The 17,398-nt window shown below is 65.2% G+C and carries 21 protein-coding genes and 1 pseudogene; 9 read left to right on the top strand and 13 right to left on the bottom strand.

The features are described 5' to 3' along the window. From E8F11_RS26545 to soxR, 10 genes and pseudogenes are all read right to left on the bottom strand, one after another. Positions 1-786, bottom strand: a 786-nt coding sequence (locus E8F11_RS26545; RefSeq protein WP_280291903.1) for a carbon starvation CstA family protein, incomplete at its 3' end; no start/stop codon positions are given. Between the two features lie 293 nt (positions 787-1,079). Continuing rightward, positions 1,080-1,696 (bottom strand): annotated as a pseudogene (locus E8F11_RS26540) (LysE family transporter). Positions 1,697-1,859: 163 nt separating this feature from the next. After that, positions 1,860-2,441 (bottom strand): hypothetical protein, encoded by a 582-nt coding sequence (locus E8F11_RS26530; RefSeq protein WP_280291900.1) that lies wholly within the window; start codon positions 2,439-2,441, stop codon positions 1,860-1,862. A 579-nt stretch (positions 2,442-3,020) separates the two neighbouring features. Further along, complete coding sequence (locus tag E8F11_RS26525) at positions 3,021-5,060, bottom strand: TonB-dependent receptor (RefSeq protein ID WP_280291899.1); 2,040 nt, start codon at positions 5,058-5,060, stop codon at positions 3,021-3,023. Between the two features lie 110 nt (positions 5,061-5,170). Then, entirely contained in the window at positions 5,171-5,545 is a 375-nt protein-coding gene (locus E8F11_RS26520) for a DUF2946 domain-containing protein (protein ID WP_280291898.1), read from the bottom strand. A gap of 108 nt (positions 5,546-5,653) precedes the next feature. Then, complete coding sequence (locus E8F11_RS26515; protein WP_280291897.1) at positions 5,654-6,517, bottom strand: MBL fold metallo-hydrolase; 864 nt, start codon at positions 6,515-6,517, stop codon at positions 5,654-5,656. Further along, complete coding sequence (locus E8F11_RS26510) at positions 6,514-6,981, bottom strand: YeeE/YedE family protein (RefSeq protein WP_280291896.1); 468 nt, start codon at positions 6,979-6,981, stop codon at positions 6,514-6,516. The genes E8F11_RS26515 and E8F11_RS26510 overlap by 4 nt, the downstream gene beginning before the upstream one ends. Beyond that, complete coding sequence (locus E8F11_RS26505) at positions 6,978-7,418, bottom strand: YeeE/YedE family protein (RefSeq protein ID WP_280291895.1); 441 nt, start codon at positions 7,416-7,418, stop codon at positions 6,978-6,980. Before E8F11_RS26505 ends, E8F11_RS26510 begins: the two co-directional genes overlap by 4 nt. A 139-nt stretch (positions 7,419-7,557) precedes the next feature. After that, entirely contained in the window at positions 7,558-7,827 is a 270-nt protein-coding gene (locus E8F11_RS26500; RefSeq protein WP_280291894.1) for a metal-sensing transcriptional repressor, read from the bottom strand. A 126-nt stretch (positions 7,828-7,953) separates the two neighbouring features. Further along, on the bottom strand, positions 7,954-8,412 hold the full coding sequence (soxR, locus tag E8F11_RS26495) for a redox-sensitive transcriptional activator SoxR (RefSeq protein ID WP_280291893.1): 459 nt from the start codon (positions 8,410-8,412) through the stop codon (positions 7,954-7,956). An 87-nt stretch (positions 8,413-8,499) separates the two neighbouring features. Between soxR and E8F11_RS26490 the strand changes: the two genes are divergently transcribed. After that, positions 8,500-8,760: a hypothetical protein gene (locus E8F11_RS26490; protein WP_280291892.1), complete on the top strand. Its 261-nt coding sequence runs from the start codon at positions 8,500-8,502 to the stop codon at positions 8,758-8,760. 2 nt (positions 8,761-8,762) lie between these two features. Here E8F11_RS26490 and E8F11_RS26485 read toward each other — a convergent pair whose 3' ends face one another. Continuing rightward, positions 8,763-9,209 (bottom strand): Lrp/AsnC family transcriptional regulator, encoded by a 447-nt coding sequence (locus tag E8F11_RS26485; protein WP_280291891.1) that lies wholly within the window; start codon positions 9,207-9,209, stop codon positions 8,763-8,765. Positions 9,210-9,343: 134 nt separating this feature from the next. On the opposite strand from E8F11_RS26485, the gene E8F11_RS26480 reads away from it, so the two are divergent. From E8F11_RS26480 to E8F11_RS26450, 7 genes are all read left to right on the top strand, one after another. Next, positions 9,344-9,964: a LysE family translocator gene (locus E8F11_RS26480; protein ID WP_280291890.1), complete on the top strand. Its 621-nt coding sequence runs from the start codon at positions 9,344-9,346 to the stop codon at positions 9,962-9,964. A gap of 97 nt (positions 9,965-10,061) precedes the next feature. Beyond that, on the top strand, positions 10,062-10,577 hold the full coding sequence (locus E8F11_RS26475) for an ankyrin repeat domain-containing protein (protein WP_280291889.1): 516 nt from the start codon (positions 10,062-10,064) through the stop codon (positions 10,575-10,577). Between the two features lie 485 nt (positions 10,578-11,062). After that, positions 11,063-12,214, top strand: coding sequence for an amine dehydrogenase large subunit (locus tag E8F11_RS26470; RefSeq protein ID WP_280291888.1), 1,152 nt, complete (start codon positions 11,063-11,065; stop codon positions 12,212-12,214). Positions 12,215-12,226: 12 nt separating this feature from the next. Continuing rightward, complete coding sequence (locus E8F11_RS26465) at positions 12,227-12,766, top strand: MauE/DoxX family redox-associated membrane protein (RefSeq protein ID WP_280291887.1); 540 nt, start codon at positions 12,227-12,229, stop codon at positions 12,764-12,766. Positions 12,767-12,769: 3 nt separating this feature from the next. After that, positions 12,770-13,381 carry a methylamine dehydrogenase accessory protein MauD gene (mauD, locus tag E8F11_RS26460; protein WP_280291886.1) on the top strand — a complete coding sequence of 204 codons (612 nt, stop codon included), beginning with the start codon at positions 12,770-12,772 and terminating at the stop codon, positions 13,379-13,381. An 18-nt stretch (positions 13,382-13,399) separates the two neighbouring features. Beyond that, the gene (locus E8F11_RS26455) at positions 13,400-13,921 is read left to right on the top strand and encodes a methylamine dehydrogenase light chain (protein WP_280291885.1); all 522 of its coding nucleotides are present in this window, start codon (positions 13,400-13,402) and stop codon (positions 13,919-13,921) included. 17 nt (positions 13,922-13,938) lie between these two features. Then, positions 13,939-14,466: a cytochrome C gene (locus tag E8F11_RS26450; protein ID WP_280291884.1), complete on the top strand. Its 528-nt coding sequence runs from the start codon at positions 13,939-13,941 to the stop codon at positions 14,464-14,466. A 236-nt stretch (positions 14,467-14,702) separates the two neighbouring features. Here E8F11_RS26450 and E8F11_RS26445 read toward each other — a convergent pair whose 3' ends face one another. Together E8F11_RS26445 and E8F11_RS26440 are read right to left on the bottom strand one after the other, a co-directional pair. Next, positions 14,703-15,014 carry a hypothetical protein gene (locus E8F11_RS26445; RefSeq protein ID WP_280291883.1) on the bottom strand — a complete coding sequence of 104 codons (312 nt, stop codon included), beginning with the start codon at positions 15,012-15,014 and terminating at the stop codon, positions 14,703-14,705. A 210-nt stretch (positions 15,015-15,224) separates the two neighbouring features. Further along, positions 15,225-15,719: a helix-turn-helix domain-containing protein gene (locus tag E8F11_RS26440; protein ID WP_280291882.1), complete on the bottom strand. Its 495-nt coding sequence runs from the start codon at positions 15,717-15,719 to the stop codon at positions 15,225-15,227. A 113-nt stretch (positions 15,720-15,832) separates the two neighbouring features. Here E8F11_RS26440 and fabF point away from each other — a divergent pair, with 113 nt between their 5' ends. Continuing rightward, complete coding sequence (fabF, locus tag E8F11_RS26435; RefSeq protein WP_280291881.1) at positions 15,833-17,107, top strand: beta-ketoacyl-ACP synthase II; 1,275 nt, start codon at positions 15,833-15,835, stop codon at positions 17,105-17,107. The last annotated feature ends 291 nt before the right edge of the window (positions 17,108-17,398 follow it).

Below are 17,398 nucleotides of genomic sequence, written 5' to 3'. Positions count from 1 at the left end.
GCCGATCAGCATCCAGGTGATCTGCACGCCGGTGAAGGTGAAGGCCGGGCCCCAGACCGGGTCGGCGGCCACCAGGCCGCCAAGCCAGATGGAGGCCAGCAGCAACACGACGCCCACCACCGAGATCTCGCCGATGCGGCCCGGGCGGATGTAGCGCATGTAGATGCCCATGAACATCGCGATCGGGATGGTCGCCATCACGGTGAACATGCCCCAGGGGCTTTCGGCCAGGGCTTTCACCACGATCAGCGCCAGCACCGCAAGGATGATGATCATGATCAGGAAGCAGCCGAACAGCGCGATGGTGCCCGGAATCCGGCCCATCTCTTCACGGACCATGTCACCCAGCGAGCGGCCATTGCGGCGGGTGGAGAGGAACAGGACCATGAAGTCCTGCACTGCGCCGGCCAGCACCACCCCGGCGATCAGCCAGAGGGTGCCGGGCAGGTAGCCCATCTGCGCGGCGAGCACCGGGCCCACCAGCGGGCCGGCGCCGGCGATAGCGGCGAAGTGGTGACCGAAGAGGATGTGCTTGTTGGTCGGGACGTAGTCCAGGCCATCGTTGTTGAGCACGGCAGGTGTTGCCCGGCTGGGGTCCAGCTGCATCACCTTGTTGGCGATGAACAGGCTGTAGTAACGGTAGGCAATGAGGTAAATCGCGGTTGCAGCAGTAACTATCCAGAGGGCGTTGATGGCTTCGCCACGACGCAACGCCACGGTGCCCAGCGCGAATGCGCCCAGCACGGCAACGGCGAACCAGGCAATTCGGGTAGCCAATTGGGTCATCGAAGGTCTCCTGCCGCGGGCGGTTAGCTGCGGCGCCTTTTGTTGTTGTTTATGCCCGGATAAGGGCAGCAGACACTATCGGCGCCTGGAGACCGCGAAGACATTCGCACAACTACGAGGCACGACTACGTAATACTACGTAGCCAGCATTGCCTTCCTACATGGAGGCTCGGTCATTGTGGGGGCGATTTCAATCGCGAAGCGGACCGCAGGTTCGCCCTTCGGCCTTTCCGGGGGCAGCTGCGCTGCCCATAGCCAAGCAGGCCGTAGGTCTGCCCTTCCCGCCTTGGCGCTCAGCGAGTCAGCAACAACCTGCCACCCAACCCCACCAGGAACACGCCCATCAGAGTCTCGAAAACCACCTTGAAGCGCATGAAGCCGCCGCGGACGGCGGGGCTGGAAAAGAGCACCGCCATACCGCAGTACCAGAGGCCGGACACCGCGGCGGCGATGATCACGATGGCGGCGTAGAACCAGCCCGGCGCATGGGCCGGCACCATCACGGCGAAGATGCTGCCATAGAAAGCCAGGGCCTTGGGGTTGGTCATGCTCACCAGGTAGCCCTTGCGCGCAGCGGCGAAGGCACTGGATTCGAGCATCTCGGGAGTGGCCTGCGGTGGCTTGCGGGCGCCGAGGATCATCCGCCCGCCGATCCAGATCAGATAGGCGGCGCCGACCAGCCTGATGCCGAGGTAGAGCCATTCCACCTGAGACACGATCAACCCAACCCGGCCACGGCGAGCAGGGCCCAGGTGGCGGAGGCGGCGGCCAGTCCAAGCCCGGTGGCCACGCCGGCGCCGCGCGAACGCAGGGTTGCGGTGGAGGTGACGATGGCGAAATTCGGGCCCGGGCTGACGACGCTCAGGATCAGGACGCCAGAAATGGCCAGCAACGCGCCGAGGTAGTCCACGGCAGCCTCCTGTGGTGTGGGCCGGGGGAGATGCCGGCGAGTATACCTGCGGATGGATTGGCCGGAATGGGCCCCTGGTCATGACCCTTCGATGCGGGTGGCGCAAAGGAACGAAGCCCAACCTCCGCGCGCGATGCTGGGCTTCGTTGTACTCAGCCGAAACCTACGGCATGGCCGGTGGCATATCGACCATCGGCTCTTCTGCCATTTCGTCCGGGGCGAGCCTGGCCCGTGGGATACCCGCAGCGAACCAGCTGGAGTTGGCGGCATTGCGGATCAGCAGCACGGGGCTGTCGCAGGGGGTGGGAGGCGCGGGGGCGAGCACGTCCATGATCACGAAGTCACCTTCCTCGGTCAGGGGCACGCCCACCAGATTGGAGCTGCTTTCCGTGAAGGGCGCCACAGCACCGCAGAACAGCGTGGCGAACACCGACTGGCCGGTGGCCCTGCCTATGTTGTTGCCACCGCCGAGTATCAGGCCACGCCCGTCCGCCTGGATATCACCCGCCACACTGACCGTGGCATTGAAATTGCGAATCACCCAGATCTGCCCAGCCGGCTGAACGCCGCGCACTATATTGCGGTTGACCACGGTGGCTATGGCTTCGGTGCCCTGGCCGCTGGAGACCGGCAGGACGCCTATGCCGCCCCTGAAGCGCAGCACGCCGTCTTCGGCCAGGGTGCTGGACGCGAGGGCTCCGACAAGCAGTAGTACGGGGATGGAGAGCGCCATTGTTCTTTTCATGTCTGTACCTCCTTACAGGCACCCGCAGGGTGGAGTCGGCGGGTGGCCGCTGGGCGGAAAGAGGGGGTAGTCCATGATCCCTTGTTGCAAGGGTTGGCGGGCCAGATGGCCGGGGATGGATACATCGCTGTACTGCCGCTGGCCGTGCTCAGGGGCCGGGCATACCGCCTCTCTCCTCCGGTGGTGTTCGGGCCTGGCACCGCGTCAGGAAGGTGCAAGACCCCACCGTCCGTCAGAGTTGGCACGAGCGCGAACAGCAGGATGGCGGGGGTGCTTGAACTCTGGAAGTACTGCACCGGCCATTATAGGCCCGTGAATTCACGCCTCCGTTCCGTTTGTCCCGTGGCCGCGCCCTGGCCATACCCTTCATCGGGAAAGGCGCCCTGCCCCATCCGTTCGCCGCCGGCCATCTCGGCGCCGAGCAGGGTCATCACAAACAGCCACAGGCAGGCCCCCATCAGCGGCCATCTGTGCGCCCGGCGAGCTCGCCTGCCACGGGTGGAACGGGTGCGGCTGCTCATCGGGCACTTCCCCCGGCAGGCGGCCGCCGGCCATGCAAGGTCGGCAGCCGCGACGGCATCACATGCGCCATTCCAGGCCGACATACAGGCTGCGGCCATCGCCCGGCAGGAACTGGGCGCTGTCACGGCCCTGGGCATCGGCAATCACCCCGGTGGTGGCGACATAAGTCTTATCGGAAAGGTTACGTCCCTCCACGAAGAAGCCCAGGCCTTCCATCGGCCGATAACCGCCCTTCAGCCCCCAGATGACATAGCCGTCCGCATAGAGGGTCTCCGCCTGGTCGACGTTGTAGTGGTTGGGCACCCACTCGAAGGTCGGGCCGGCGTACCAGCCTTCGCGCTGCCACAGCGCCTCGCCCTTGATGAACTGGCGCGGCAGGCCGGCCAGGCGGTTGTCACCGTAGACGTCGTCGTTGTCGAAACGGAAATCGTTGAGCAGGTACTGCCCGCGCAGCACGATCTGCCCGAGGGTCCAGGCGCCGCCCAGTTCCACGCCCTGGTGGATGGTGCGGTCGGCGTTGACCGTGCCCAGCGGCTGGCCATTGGCATCGTTCAGGGTCAGCAGTTCGTCGCGGATCTCGCTGCGGTACACGGCCAGGTCGAGGTCGACGCCATTCCGCTGCCAGCGCAGGCCGGCTTCCAGGGTATTGGCCTTTTGCGCGTCGTTGGCGGTCACCACCTGGCCGCCGGTGAGCTCGCTGAAGGTCGGCGACTCGAAGCTCTGGCTGAGGTTGGTGAACAGCTGAACCTCGTCGCTCAGGTCGTGGCGCAGGCCGATACGGGCGATGCGGCCGATATAGCGCTTGTCGAAGGATTCGTCCTGGACCAGGCAGAAGCCGGGGACGAACGCATTGCAGCGCAGGCGGTCGTCGACCTCGCGTTCCTGGTGCAGCCAGGCCAGGCCACCAATAAGCGCCCAGCGTTCGGCCAGGGGAACCTCCAGCTCACCGAAGACATTCAGGTTGCGCGCGGTCTGGTGCAGCTCGTTTACCTTGCGGCCCTTCTCCCCACCCACATTCACATAGCGCGAATCCCAGTTGCGCCCCTGGCTGGCTTCCACACCGCCGGCCCAGCGCCAGCCCTGCTCGTTCTCCCATTTGTGCGACAGGCGCAGGCCGTAGTCTTCGCTGTCGATATCCAGCACCTGGAAGATGGGATGGAACAACGACTTGGTGCTGTAGAAGCTGGCCAGCTCCAGGCTGTGGCCGCCATCCAGTTGCAGCACGCTGAGGTTGCCCAGGCGGTCGAGGTTGAAGTCACGCTGCTGGTCGCCGGTGATATTGCCCGGCGCCGCCTGTTCGGGGTTCTGGCGCATCTGTGCCTTGGTCAGGTTGCCCGGCAGGTCGGAGTCGGTTTCCACATGGGTCAGGTAGAAGCGCGTGGCGAGCCGATCATTGATGCGCCCGCCGAGGTTGGCGAAGTAGCGCTGGTTGTCCTGCCGCGAGTGGTCGCGGTAGCCGTCCTGGGAGTAATCGTTGAGGCTGACGAAGCCATCCCAGTCGCCGAAGTCCTGGGCGAAGGCGCCATACAGGCGCTGGTAGTCGAAGCTGCCGGCCTCGGCGCGCAGGGTGGCCGGCGGCGCGGTCCTGCCGGTGGGGGTGACGAAGTTGATGGCACCGCCCAGGTTGGCCGAGCCGTAGCGCCAGGCGTTGGCGCCGCGCAGCACTTCGACGTGGTCGGCGGCCAGGGGCTCGATGGCCTGGAAGTCGAAGCTGCCGTCGGCCAGGTTGACTGGCGCGCCATCCTGCATCAGCAGCAGGCCGCGACCGTGGAAGGTGCGCTGCAGGCCGGAGCCGCGGATCGACAGGCGCGCCTCCTCGGCGCCGAAGCGCGGCTGGACGAAGACACCGGTGGCCAGGCCCAGGGCATCCTGCAGGGTGCTGCTGCGGCCAGTCTTGTAGGTCTCGGCATCCACCACCCCGGCCCCGCCGGGGATGTGGGAGAAATCGGCCTTCTTCTCGGCCAGGTTCGGGGCGGTGGGGTCCTGGCGGTACTCCCCTTCCACCAGGGTCTTGTCCAGTTCCAGATGCTCGGCATGGGCAAGGTTGGCGAAGCCCGCGGCAAGGGCGAGCAGGCTCAGCATGGAGGCGTTGTGCATGGTGCACTCCCAAAGATCAGTGTTCGGCGTTGTTCTTCTGGTCGGCCTGGCGGACGGCCAGGCACGGGCAGGCGCCGCGCCATTGGGCACGGTGGCCGGGAACAACACTGCTAGGGAGCGCGGGGGTTGGCCGGTGGCCAGGCGTGTCGCGGGGGCGCCTTGCAACGCCGCTCGCGCGGAAGGAGACGGGCCCTGCCCGGGCGGAACAGCCAGGCAAGTCCGAAGAGGATAGCGACGCTGAGGGTGACGCCGGCGCAGAAGGGGCAGCTGAAAAGGTTGGACCAGAGGCTGGCGGAGGCGCCGCCGAGACCGCCATCGAGAGCGGGACCGCCGTCGCTGCCGACGGAGCAGAACTGCCCGCCGATACCGCTCAGCTGCAGCCCCATCGCCTGCCCATGGTGCAAACCGCAGGCGAACAGATTGAGCAGGACGCAGGCATAGAGCATCCAGGCAATCAGCGAGCGGTCTTGGCGGGCCAGATTCATGGGCGGCGACTCTAGCATCGGGCTTTCGGGGCTGGAAGCAGGAAGGCTGTGTGGTGGATTGCCGCAGTCATAAGCCCACCTACAGAGGTTCCGGCCGTTTTGCGGCCCTCAAAGGGCATCCAGCGGAATCTTCAGGTAATGGATGCCATTGTCCTCGGCCGGTGGCAGGTGCCCAGCGCGCATGTTCACCTGCACCGCCGGCAGGATGAGCGCGGGCATGGCCAGGGTGGCGTCACGGGCGATGCGCATGGCGACGAAAGCCTCTTCATCGACGCCCTCGTGGGCATGCACGTTGCGCGTGCGCTGATCGGCCACCGTGGTTTCGCAGCGATAATCGTCGCGGCCCGGCGCCTTGTAGTCATGGCAGAGGAACAGCCGGGTCGCGTCCGGCAGCGCGAACAGCCTCCGGATGGAACGGTACAGGGAGCGCGCGTCGCCACCGGGAAAGTCGCAGCGGGCGGTGCCGTAGTCAGGCATGAACAGGGTGTCGCCGATGAAGGCGGCGTCGCCTATCAGGTAGGTCATGCACGCTGGGGTATGCCCCGGTGTATGGAGGGCCCGGAGTTCGAGGTTGCCGATGGCCAGGCGGTCGCCGTCCTGGAGCAGGCGGTCGAACTGGCGGCCATCGGTGGCGAAATCCTGGCCGGCATTGAAGAGATCGCCGAAACGCTGCTGTACCTGGGTAATCAACCCGCCGATGGCCAGTTGGCCGCCCAGCGCGCGCTTGAGCCAGGCGGCGGCGGACAGGTGGTCGGCGTGGACATGGGTTTCCAGCAGCCAGTCGACGGCCAGCCCCTGCTCGCGGATATAGCCGACGATGCGCTCGGCCCCGGCATGGGAGGTGCGGCCACTGGCGGCACAGTAGTCCAGCACCGGGTCGATGATGGCGCAGCGATGGCTGATGGGGTCGCTGACGACGTAGCTGTAGGAACAGGTGGCCGGATCGAAGAAGGCTTCCACTTGCGGGTTCATGGGGCGGACTCCTCTCCTGGATTCTTCAAGCTTAGTTCCCGGGATCTTCGCTTGTGCCGGCCTTCCAGGGCCGAAAAAAGGAACATCCCCACTACCATGGCCGGGACGAACAGCCAGATTTGCCAGTGGCCGGTCAGCGCAAGCGCCAGAGCTGGCCCCGGGCAGATGCCGGCCACTCCCCATCCAACGCCGAACAGCAGGCTGCCAGCTACCAGGCGGCGGTCCGGCTCGCGCTTGGCCGGCAGTTGCATGGGCAGGCCAAGCCAGGAGCGCGGCAAACGTCTTGCCAGGGCGAAGGCAGGCAACGCGACGGAGATGGCGCCAGCCATCACCAACGCCAAGGACGGATCCCAGGCGCCCGCGAAGTCGAGGAAGGCAAGTACTTTCGCCGGGTCAGCCATCCCGGCGAGCCACAGCCCCAGCCCGAAGACCAGGCCTGCGACAAAGGCGCTGAACTGCTTCACAGTCCACCCCCGAGCACGTGACGCAGCACATAGACGGTGAAGAACCCCGCCGCCATGAAGGCCAGGGTCGCCACCAGCGAGCGCGGTGACAGGCGCGCCAGCCCGCATACGCCATGGCCACTGGTGCAACCGGCGCCATAGCGCGTGCCCGCCCCCACCAGCAGGCCGGCAATGACCAGCTCGGGCCAGCCGGCGTCTATCCGCACCTGCGGTACGTCGGCCACGGCCATCCAGAGCAGTGGCGACAACGACAGGCCCAGCAGAAACAACGCTTTCTCGCCATGGCCGCCGCCCTCACGCTGCAGCAGGCTGCCGAGCAGGCCGCTGATACCGGCGATACGACCGTTGGCGAGGATGAATAGACCGGCGGCAAGGCCGATCAGCGCGCCACCTGTCAGGGCGCTCCAGGGTGTGAAAGCGGACCAGTCGATACTCATGGTGACTCCTGGGGACCAAAGCGGGAATACATGCGTCCCAGTGGGACCCGCTGGCGCCGATCATATACTCCATGGGGTATACGATCCAGACACGAAGATAGCCTGCACGATGGGCGATGCCGCGCAGCGCTCCGCTTCTTCAGGTGTACTTGGTAAAGATGGCGCGCACGCGATCCAGGGTTTCGCTAGTGTCCTGCGCCGGGTCGAGCATGGCCTCCTCCAGCAGGCACACCAGCATCTGCTGGTAGGCGCGGTCGAGGGCCTTGCGCGAGGCACTGAACTGCTGGGCGATGGCCTCGCACTCCGTGCCCCGGCGGATCATCGCCTGCAGGCCGCGAATCTGCCCTTCGATACGGGCCAGGCGCTTGAGCATCGCGTCCTGGTGCGCGGCCACCACTTGGTTGGTCATCTGCTGCCTCGTCCATCGATTACCCCGGGGGGTATGACTCTATCTCAGCCGCCCTCCCCGCGCACCTGGACGCTCGTCCCTAAGGCCAGGGGACAGCTTCGCCGCCCTTGGCGAATGAATCCGCCCCTACAAGGATTCACCCCCATCCAGCAACCTCGGCCCTGCTCCCTCCCCGGCCAGCTCGTCACAGGGGTTGCGTAGTGGGCAGGCCTCCAGGGACAGGCAACCGCAGCCGATGCATCCGGCCAGCTGGTCGCGCAGCTGGGTCAGGCGGCTGATGCGTTCGTCCAGCTCGGCACGCCATTGCCCGGAAAGCCGGGCCCAGTCGGCCGCCGTGGGGGTGCGGCCTTCCAACAGGGTCTGCAGCGCGGCATGAATCGAGGCCAGGGGAATGCCCAGGCGCTGGGCCACCTTGATCACCGAAACGCGGCGCAGCATTTCCCGGGGGTAGCGGCGCTGGTTGCCGGGGTTGCGCTGGCTGCGGATCAGCCCCTTGGCTTCGTAGAAATGCAGGGTGGAGACGGCCACGCCGCAGCGCGCGGCAAGCTGGCCGACACTGAGGAAACGTTCGGGTTTGCTTGCCATGGATCCCATCCCTTGACCTCAAGTTTGGTTGAGGTTTTACCCTGCCGGCCTGCATCGCACAACCAGGCCGAAACAGGGGGAAACCACATGAAACGGCATGCACAAGGCGTCATTCTGGAAATCGAATACCGCCTCGACCCGGCGCGGGAGGACTACAGCGAACGGCTTGAACGCCGCTTGCGCGCCCAGCCCGGCCTGATCTCCAGTCACTGCGAGCGGAGCGACGACGGCAGCCGGGTCCTGTACCGGGCCCAGTGGGAGCCCATGGAAGCGGGCCAGGCCGGCCTGCAGGTCCTGGACGAGCCACTCTGCAGCAGTGCCATCAAGGCGCTGCGCTTCTTCGCCTGAGGTCAGCCCTGCGGTGGCTCCAGCCCGCGCAGGGGGATGGGCGCCGACATGACGATGGAGGTTCGAGTTTCGCCGAAGTGATTGATGCTGCCGACGAAGCGCTCCAGGTGGCGAATGTCTCGGGTAACCACCCTCAGGATGAAGGAATCCTGCCCGGTGACGTGGAGGCATTCGAGCACCTCCGACATCTGCTGCAACTGGGCGATCAGCCGCGCCTTCTCCGGCTGCGGGGTGGTCATGCCGATCAGCGCCATCACCTGGTAGCCGGCCTCCTCCGCCGACACCTGGGCGTGGTAGCCCTCGATCACCCCGGCCTCCTCCAGGCGCTTCAAACGCTCGGACGTGGCAGGCAGGGAGAGGGCGACGCGGGCGGCCAGGTCGGTCAGGGAAATCCGCCCTTCGTTCTGCACCACCTGCAGGATTTTCCAGGACTTGCTATCCAGCTCCATTTTTTTCAGGCCTCCCCGGCTTATTTCGTTAATTGTTCAGGTAGCTTGCGCGAACAACCGTAATCCCTGCCTTCAAGCCAATTGCAGTGCAGCGCAGAATATCGGCCATGTCCACAACGCCTGGAGCCCAATCCGTGGAAGGCCTGCTATTTCTCAAATCCGTCCTGATCGGTCTGTCCATCGCCGCGCCGGTTGGGCCCATCGGCCTGCTGTGCATCCAGCGCACCCTGGGCCATGGCGCGCGCATCGGTTTCATCAGCGGCCTGGGCGCGGCGGCGGCGGATGCCTGTTATGGGGCCGTGGGCGCCTTCGGCATTGGCGCCATCACCCAGGCGTTCGTCGCCCTGGCTACGCCCCTGGCCCTGGCCGGCGCCCTCTTCCTCGCCTGGATGGGCCTGCGCATGCTGCGCGCCACGCCGCCCGAGCGGGCCGCCAGGGCCGGCGACCCGGTGCGGGCGCTGCCGGCCTTCGCCTCGGTATTCCTGCTGACCCTGAGCAACCCGCTGACCATCCTCTCCTTCATCGCCATCTTCGCCACCCTGGCCGGCGGCGAGGCCCTGTCCGGCCCGGCGGGCCTGCTGATGGTCATCGGCGTGTTCTGCGGCTCGGCCCTCTGGTGGCTGGCCCTGTGCCTGGGCGTGGCCAGCGTCCGCCACCGTCTGGACCGACGCTCCATCCGCTGGATCGACCGCACGGCCGGCGCCTTCCTGCTGGGCTTCGCCGCCTGGCAACTGGCGCGGGTGGTCGCCAGCTGAATCTGGCAATGGCCCCGATAGACTCTCTTGGCTCACCGCTGGCCCATGCGCCGCCTATCATGCACGGCATGTTTTCCAGCCGAACCAGGGAGCCGACATGACGGAACAGAAGCAGCAACTGGATGATGAAACCCTCGCCTTCGCCCAGCAGGTCCTCGACCTCGCCCGCGCCGGCGACAGCGGCCGCCTCGGCGAACTGCTCGCCCAGGGCCTGCCGGCCAATATCCGCTCGCACAAGGGCGACAGCCTGGTGATGCTGGCCAGCTACAATGGCCACCTCGACACCGCGCGCCTGCTGCTGGAACGCGGCGGCGACCCCAACCTGCGCAACAGCGCCGGCCAGAGCCCGATTGCCGGCGCCGCCTTCAAGGGCGACGTGGCCATGGTCGAACTGCTGCTGGAATTCGGCGCGGACGTGGAAGGCGCCACCCCAGATGGCAAGACGGCGCTGATGATGGCGGCCATGTTCAACCGGGTGGAGGTGATCCGCCTGCTGATCGAGCGCGGCGCCAACCCCCAGGCCAGTGACGCGGACGGAGTGACGCCGCTGCTGCTGGCACAACGGATGGGGGCGAAGGATGCGGTGGAGGCCCTGACAGCGACCCCTGGCTAGCTGGCGAACCAACCCCCACAAGAAGCAGCGCCATCCTATTAAATCCGGGGAATGCCTGAACCATGATTCCCGGATTGCGTCCGGGCTATGGGCTTGCCCCTGGGTAGGGTGCGCCATGCGCACCGCTTCCGGGACCGGATCCGGTACCACGTCTAACCGCTGGTGCGCACGGCGCACCCTACCTCTCTAGCCCGAAGCCCGGATGAGATCCGGGACATGCCACACCGCAGCCCCCGGGTCACGTCCGGGGCATCACCATCCCCAGCGCGCGCCATTGGGCGTGACGCAAGACCGTCCCTGCCAGGGCTATGCTTTTTGGCGAGCATTCCCATGGGCGTTGGCAGCCAGCCACAACAAGTGGCACAGGCACACAAGGGGTTGGCACGGACAACAAGCTCCCCTCCACCGGCCGGAGGCAGACTAGGACTGCAGATTTCTGCCCTGCACCCGCGACCCGCATACCAATAATTCAGGGAGCCGCCCTTATGCGAATAACCAGGATCCTCGCCCAATCAACGCTGGCCCTGGGCGTCTCGCTCATCGGCCTCGGCCACGCCAGTGCCGAGTTGCCGGCCGATCCAGGCATCGGCCAGACCACCTTGCCCTTCCCGCCGGAACCGCACCGTGCCTACATCGTCGACGTGGAGTTCGAGAACTTCGTCGCCGGCCGTGTGACCGTGGTCGATCCGATCAAGAAGAAGATGCTCGGCATGGTCAGCACCGGCTTTGCCGCGCCCTCGACGCTCAGCCGCGACGGCAAGCTGCTGTACACCGCTGACCTGTTCTACTCACGTGGCACCCGTGGCACCCGCACCGATGTGCTGACCGCCTGGGACACCAGCACCCTCTCGCCCTCCTGGGAAGTTCTGATCCCCACCAAGCGCGCCGAGACCCTGACCCAGCGCTATGCCCTGGGCGCCAGCGCCGATGACCGCTTCGTCTACGTCTACAACTTCACCCCGTCCACCTCGGTGACCGTGGTCGACACCAAGGCCAAGGCCGTCGCCAGCGAGATTTCCATCCCCGGCTGCGTGCTGAACTACCCGGTGGGCAAGCGCTCCTTCGCCTCCCTGTGCGGCGACGGCAACCTGCAGCTGGTGAAGCTGAACGACGAGGGCAAGGAAATCGCCCGCACCCACACCGCCTTCTTCGACCCCAACGCCGAGAAGCTGGTGGAGCGCGCCTACGCCGTGGGCGACACCTACTACTTCGTCACCACCACCGGCACCGTGCGCGGCGTGGACTTCTCCGGCAAGGAGCCGAAGATCCTCGAAGCCTGGGAGCTGGTCGAGGACACCGAGAAGAAGGCCGGCTGGGCCCCGGGCGGCTGGCAACTGATCACCGTGGCGCCGAAGCTGAACCGCCTCTACGTGCTGATGCATGACGCCCACGAGCCGATGAAGTGGGAAGACCCGAGCCCCATCGTCTGGGTCTACGACCTCAAGACCCACAAGCGCATCGCCACCCTGGAAGCGCCGAACCCGATCTGGAGCCTGCACGCCACCAGCGATGACAAGCCCCTGCTGCTGGGCACCAACATCAGCGGCGGCCTGGAAGTCTTCGACCTGACCAGCGGCAAGCACACCGGCACCATGGAACGCATCGCCAAGACGCCGATCCAGGTCCTCAGCCACTGACGAGGTGCAGCCATGCAACCTGATCCCATCTTCGTCATCGCCGCCGCCCTCGCGGTCGCGGTGATCCTGGCCAGCGCGGCAACCCACAAGCTGCGCGCGCCGGCCCGCTTCGCCAACCAGGTGGAGGATTACCAGTTGCTGCCCCGTGGCCTGGTACGCCCAGTGGCGCGACTGCTGCCTTTCGTTGAAGTGGCCGTGGCCTTCGCCCTGCTGGTCCCCGCCAGCCGCGGCACTGCCGCACTGGCCGCCGCCGCGCTGCTGGCCGGCTACGCCGGAGCCATTTCGATCAACCTGTGGCGCGGCCGCCGCGACATCGACTGCGGTTGCGCCGGGCCCGAACAGGCCCAGCCGATCCGCCCAGTGCTGTTGGCCCGTAACGCCGTACTGGTGGGTCTGGCGCTGGTCGCCAGCCTCGCCCCCCACAGCCGCGACCTGGGCGTGTTCGACAGTTTCGTCGTGATCGCCTCCGCCGCCGTGGCCCTGCTTGTCTATGCCGCCGCTGATGGCCTGATGGCCAACAGCCCCCGTCTGCTCAAACTTATTGGAAGGTGAATTATGGAAGCCCTTATCGTTTCCAACGTCCTGCTCTGGTGCCTCTTGATCGCCCTGGCCTTCGCCGTAATGGGCCTGGTTCGCCAGATCGGCGTACTCCACGGCCGCCTGGCCCCTGCCGGCGCGCTGATGGTCGACAAAGGCGTGGCCGTGAACGAACCCGCCCCGAAAGTCACCGCCGCCGACCGTAATGGCCGCCCGGTGAACTTCGGCTATGCCGGCGAGAAAGCCCAGCTGCTGTTCTTCCTCTCGCCCACCTGCCCCATCTGCAAATCCCTGCTGCCGGCCATCAAGTCCATCGCCAAGGACCAGGCCGACCGCCTCGAAGTGGTCTACGTCAGCGATGGCGACATGGACGCGCAACAGGCGCTGATCCGCGAGCACAAGCTGGAAGACGCGACCTATGTGGTTGGCCCGGAAGTGGGCATGACCTACCAGATCGGCAAGCTCCCCTACGCCGCACTGGTGGACAAGGCCGGCGTGCTGCGCTCCAAGGGCCTGGTGAACTCCCGCGAGCACCTGGACAGCCTGTTCGAGGCCGAACACCTGGGCAGCGCCACCCTGCAGCAGTACCTGCACAACCACACGCATTCCCACGGCGCACATAACCACTAAGAAGGAAGGGAGCCCTCCATGAAACTGCTAGACCGCTTGTTCGAACGCTCCTCGCGCCACGTCGCCGACACCACGTCGCGGCGCAAACTCCTGGCCCGCCTCGGCTCGCTGATGGTCGCCGGTGCCGCCCTGCCGGTGCTGCTGCCCATCGACCGCACCAGCAAGGCCCTGGCCGCCGAAGCCCCCAAGGCCGGCGATCCGGGTGACCCCAATAGCTGCGACTACTGGCGCTACTGCTCCATCGACGGCTTCCTCTGCAGCTGCTGCGGTGGCTCGGTCACCTCCTGCCCGCCGGGCACCGAGGCGTCCCAGGTGACCTGGATCGGCACCTGCCGCAACCCGGCCGACGGCAAGGATTACATCATTTCCTACAACGACTGCTGCGGTAAGCACAGCTGCGCCCAGTGCGCCTGCACCCGCAACGACAGCGAGGAGCCGATGTACCGTCCGTTCAACAACAACGACGTGAACTGGTGCCTGGCGGCCAAGTCGCACATCTACCACTGCACCGTCTCGATCATCCGCGGCGTCGCGATCTGACCTGCCGGAGGGCTGCCATGCGTTACCTGTTGATCGCCGGACTGATGTGCGCCATGGCCGCCCCCCTGGCCCTGGCCCGCGCCATCCCGGACCCTGGCCAGAAGCATGCACCGGGCAATGAGGAGCTGCAGAAGCCCATCGCCCGGGCCGGCTACAGCACCCCAGTGAACTACCAGCTGCAATGCGCCGGCTGCCACCTGGGCGACGGCAGCGGCTCAAAGGCCAACGACACTCCGAAGATGAAGGACTTCGTCGGCAACTTCCTCAAGGTAGAAGGCGGCCGCGAGTTCCTCGTTCGGGTGCCGGGCATGTCCCAGTCGGCGCTGAACAACGCCCAACTGGCCGACCTGCTCAACTGGCTGATGCGCAAGGACGGCATGGCCGGCAAGAGCATGCCGGACGACTACAAGCCCTATACCGAGGCTGAAGTGGCTGCGGTCCGCAAGGTCTCCCTGCTCAACCTGCCGGACACCCGCGCGGGCCTGATCAAGCAGATGCGCGAACAAGGCATCGAGATCGACGACGGCATCGGCGACCACTACTGAGTTTTATGCTGGACGGCTTGTGGCCCGCCTTTATGGCGGGCCTTTTTTTGTCTGGGCGAAATGCCCGTGCAGTCTGCGTAGGTTGGGCAGAGCGAAGCGAAGCCCAACGATTGGCCGTGCAACCCAAGAGCATGCCGGACGACTACAAGCCCTATACCGAGGCTGAAGTGGCTGCGGTCCGCAAGGTCTTCCTGCTCATCGTCGCGCTCATCCCTGAACCTACAAGTCGCCGCGGATTACGCAGGCCGCTTGCCCTCGCGGACCTCCGCGCACAGGGAAATGATGAAAGCCCGTAGTTCATCCCGCTCCACGATTCCCAGCTCACCTCGCTGGTAGGCGGCGTCAATCAGGCCAATGCAATAGCCGTCATACTCTTCGCACTGATCAGAAGCCGAGAAGGCAAGATTGGCCACGGCGGCGTAGAAGGGTTTGACCGCGCCGGTATCCAGGCCATCGATCATTTCCCGCAGCTCGACCGGGATCAAGGCGGCCCCGGCGGCGGCCCGGTCTTCTGCGATCTCACGGGTCCAGGAGTAACGATCAGTCATGCGCGAGGCCTCCAAGAGTTTCGGTGAGATTGGGGTCTGGATAGGAGATGGTAGACCAGCTCCCGCCTTTGCCCCCGTCTCGGCCGCGTGAATGGCTGCTTTGGCCGAGAGTAGCCGGTGGCAATCGGCAGCTGCTGGCCTTAGCAGCCAATCAAGTAGTGGTCTGATTTTCAAGCCTGCAGTGAGTGGGAGCCCTGTAGCACCCACCACTCAATCCTGAACCCTCTTCATGCGCCCCAGCCGTTCTCGCATGCCGTGACTGGCGCCTGGCCCATGCACCAGTTCGCACTCATCCCACGGCACCACTCGGCCCTCGACGACATCGACCATCATGGGCTGTAGCGTCCGACCGGTCGCCCTGTCCACAACCTGGACACTCACTTCGTCCTGGACGAAATGCCTGTTACCCCACGCGATCAGCGCGAAGAGAACCCCCTTGAGTTCACGACCTCGCTCTGTCGGAACGTACTCGTGTCGCAACGGTTTGATGCTGTAAGCGCGCCGCTCTAGCAACCCCGCTTCCACCAGCGCGTTGAGCCTGCGAGTGAGCATGTTCGGCGAAATTTCCAGGCTCCTGGAAAAGTCGTCGAACCGACTCAATCCCTGCAGGGCATCCCGCATGATCAGCAGGCTCCACCACTCGCCAACGCGCTCCAAGCTGAGCGCGATCGGGCATTCGGAATCCAGAAGAGTCTTGCGCTGCATCGAGATTGCTCACCGCTCGTATAGGAAGAAATTTTAGGTTGTATGTTACTATCATAATGATAGTGACGTCTTTCATCCAGATACTACCAAACAGCGAAAGGAGCGAAACTTTCATGCGAAAGCGTATCGTCGTTACCGGAATGGGGGCGGTCACACCGCTTGGCTGTGGCGTCGAGCTCGTCTGGCAACGCTTGTTGGCAGGAAGATCGGGTATTCGTCAGCTCCCGGAGACACTGATAGGCGACTTGGCAGTGCGAATCGGCGGCCAAGTTCCTGGCGTCGAGGAGGACACTGCCGGCGGGTTCGATCCCGACCTTGTGCTTCCCCAGAAAGAACAACGCAAGGTTGATCGTTTCATTCTCTTCGCGCTGGCGGCTGCGGAAGAAGCACTGGCACAAGCGAAGTGGGCGCCAGAATCGATGCAGGAACAAGAGCGCACTGCCACCATCATCGCATCCGGAATCGGCGGCTTCCCAGCAATCGCTGACGCCGTGCGTACCACAGACAGCAAGGGCCCCCGCCGTCTCTCGCCGTTCACGATCCCTTCGTTCCTGTGCAATCTAGCTGCCGGTCAGGTCTCCATTCGCCATCGCTTGAAAGGGCCGCTTGGAACACCGGTGACGGCTTGCGCTGCAGGAGTACAGGCGATTGGCGATGCAGCTCGCATGATCAGGGCCGGTGAAGTGGACGTGGCGCTATGCGGCGGCGCCGAGGCCGCTATCCACCGGGTCAGCTTGGCCGGATTCACTGCCGCTCGCGCCTTGTCCAGCACATTCAACGACAGACCGGAATGCGCATCCCGTCCGTTCGACGAAGCACGGGACGGCTTCGTAATGAGCGAAGGCGCCGGCCTGCTGGTAATCGAGGAGCTCGAACATGCGCTGGCACGCGGAGCCAAGCCAATAGCCGAACTCGTAGGTTACGGCACCAGTGCTGACGCCTACCACATCACCTCGGGGCCAGAAGATGGCGACGGCGCACAAAGGTCAATGCGGCAAGCATTGCAACAAGGAGGCGTCGCGCCAGGACAGGTCGGCCACCTGAATGCCCACGCCACATCGACCCCCGTGGGAGACAAGGGCGAGCTAGCAGCCATCAAAGCCGTCTTCGAAGGCGGGCCATCGCCGGCGATCAGTGCGACCAAGTCTTCAACGGGACACCTGCTGGGCGCAGCAGGTGGAATCGAGGCGATCTTCACCGTGCTCGCCCTGCGAGATCAGGTCGCTCCGGCGACGCTCAACCTGCTCAGTGCCGACCCCGCTGCAGACTGGCTGAACATCGTGAAGAACGGCCCCCTTTCGCTTGAAACCGACTATGCGCTCTCCAATGGTTTTGGCTTCGGGGGTGTAAATGCCAGCATCCTGTTCCGCAAGTGGGCCGATCAATGAACGATCGCAATCCTGCATTTCACTACCCGACACTGGGCCACAACGGAGCCATTGCGCGACAAGCGACGTTCGAACATTTCCTTGATCGCTTCCGCGAAGCCATGCAGGCCCCGTGAAGCTCCTACACAACCGCGCAAACGGGTTGTAACAGCGCTGGCTGAATGACCGTGAAGGGCACGATTTCTGCCAGTTACGACCGGCAGAAATCGGCCGATTCTGTTGAAAAACTCGACTTCGAGTAGCTCTGCGCAAAAAAGCATCAATGCTGGCCTCAGCCCCTGATGCTGAATC

Source organism: Pseudomonas sp. BN417 (genome assembly GCF_029871205.1).
GTDB lineage: Bacteria > Pseudomonadota > Gammaproteobacteria > Pseudomonadales > Pseudomonadaceae > Metapseudomonas.
The sequence above is the reverse complement of the archived record's forward strand: the minus strand, read 5'-3'. Positions and strand labels throughout refer to the sequence as shown.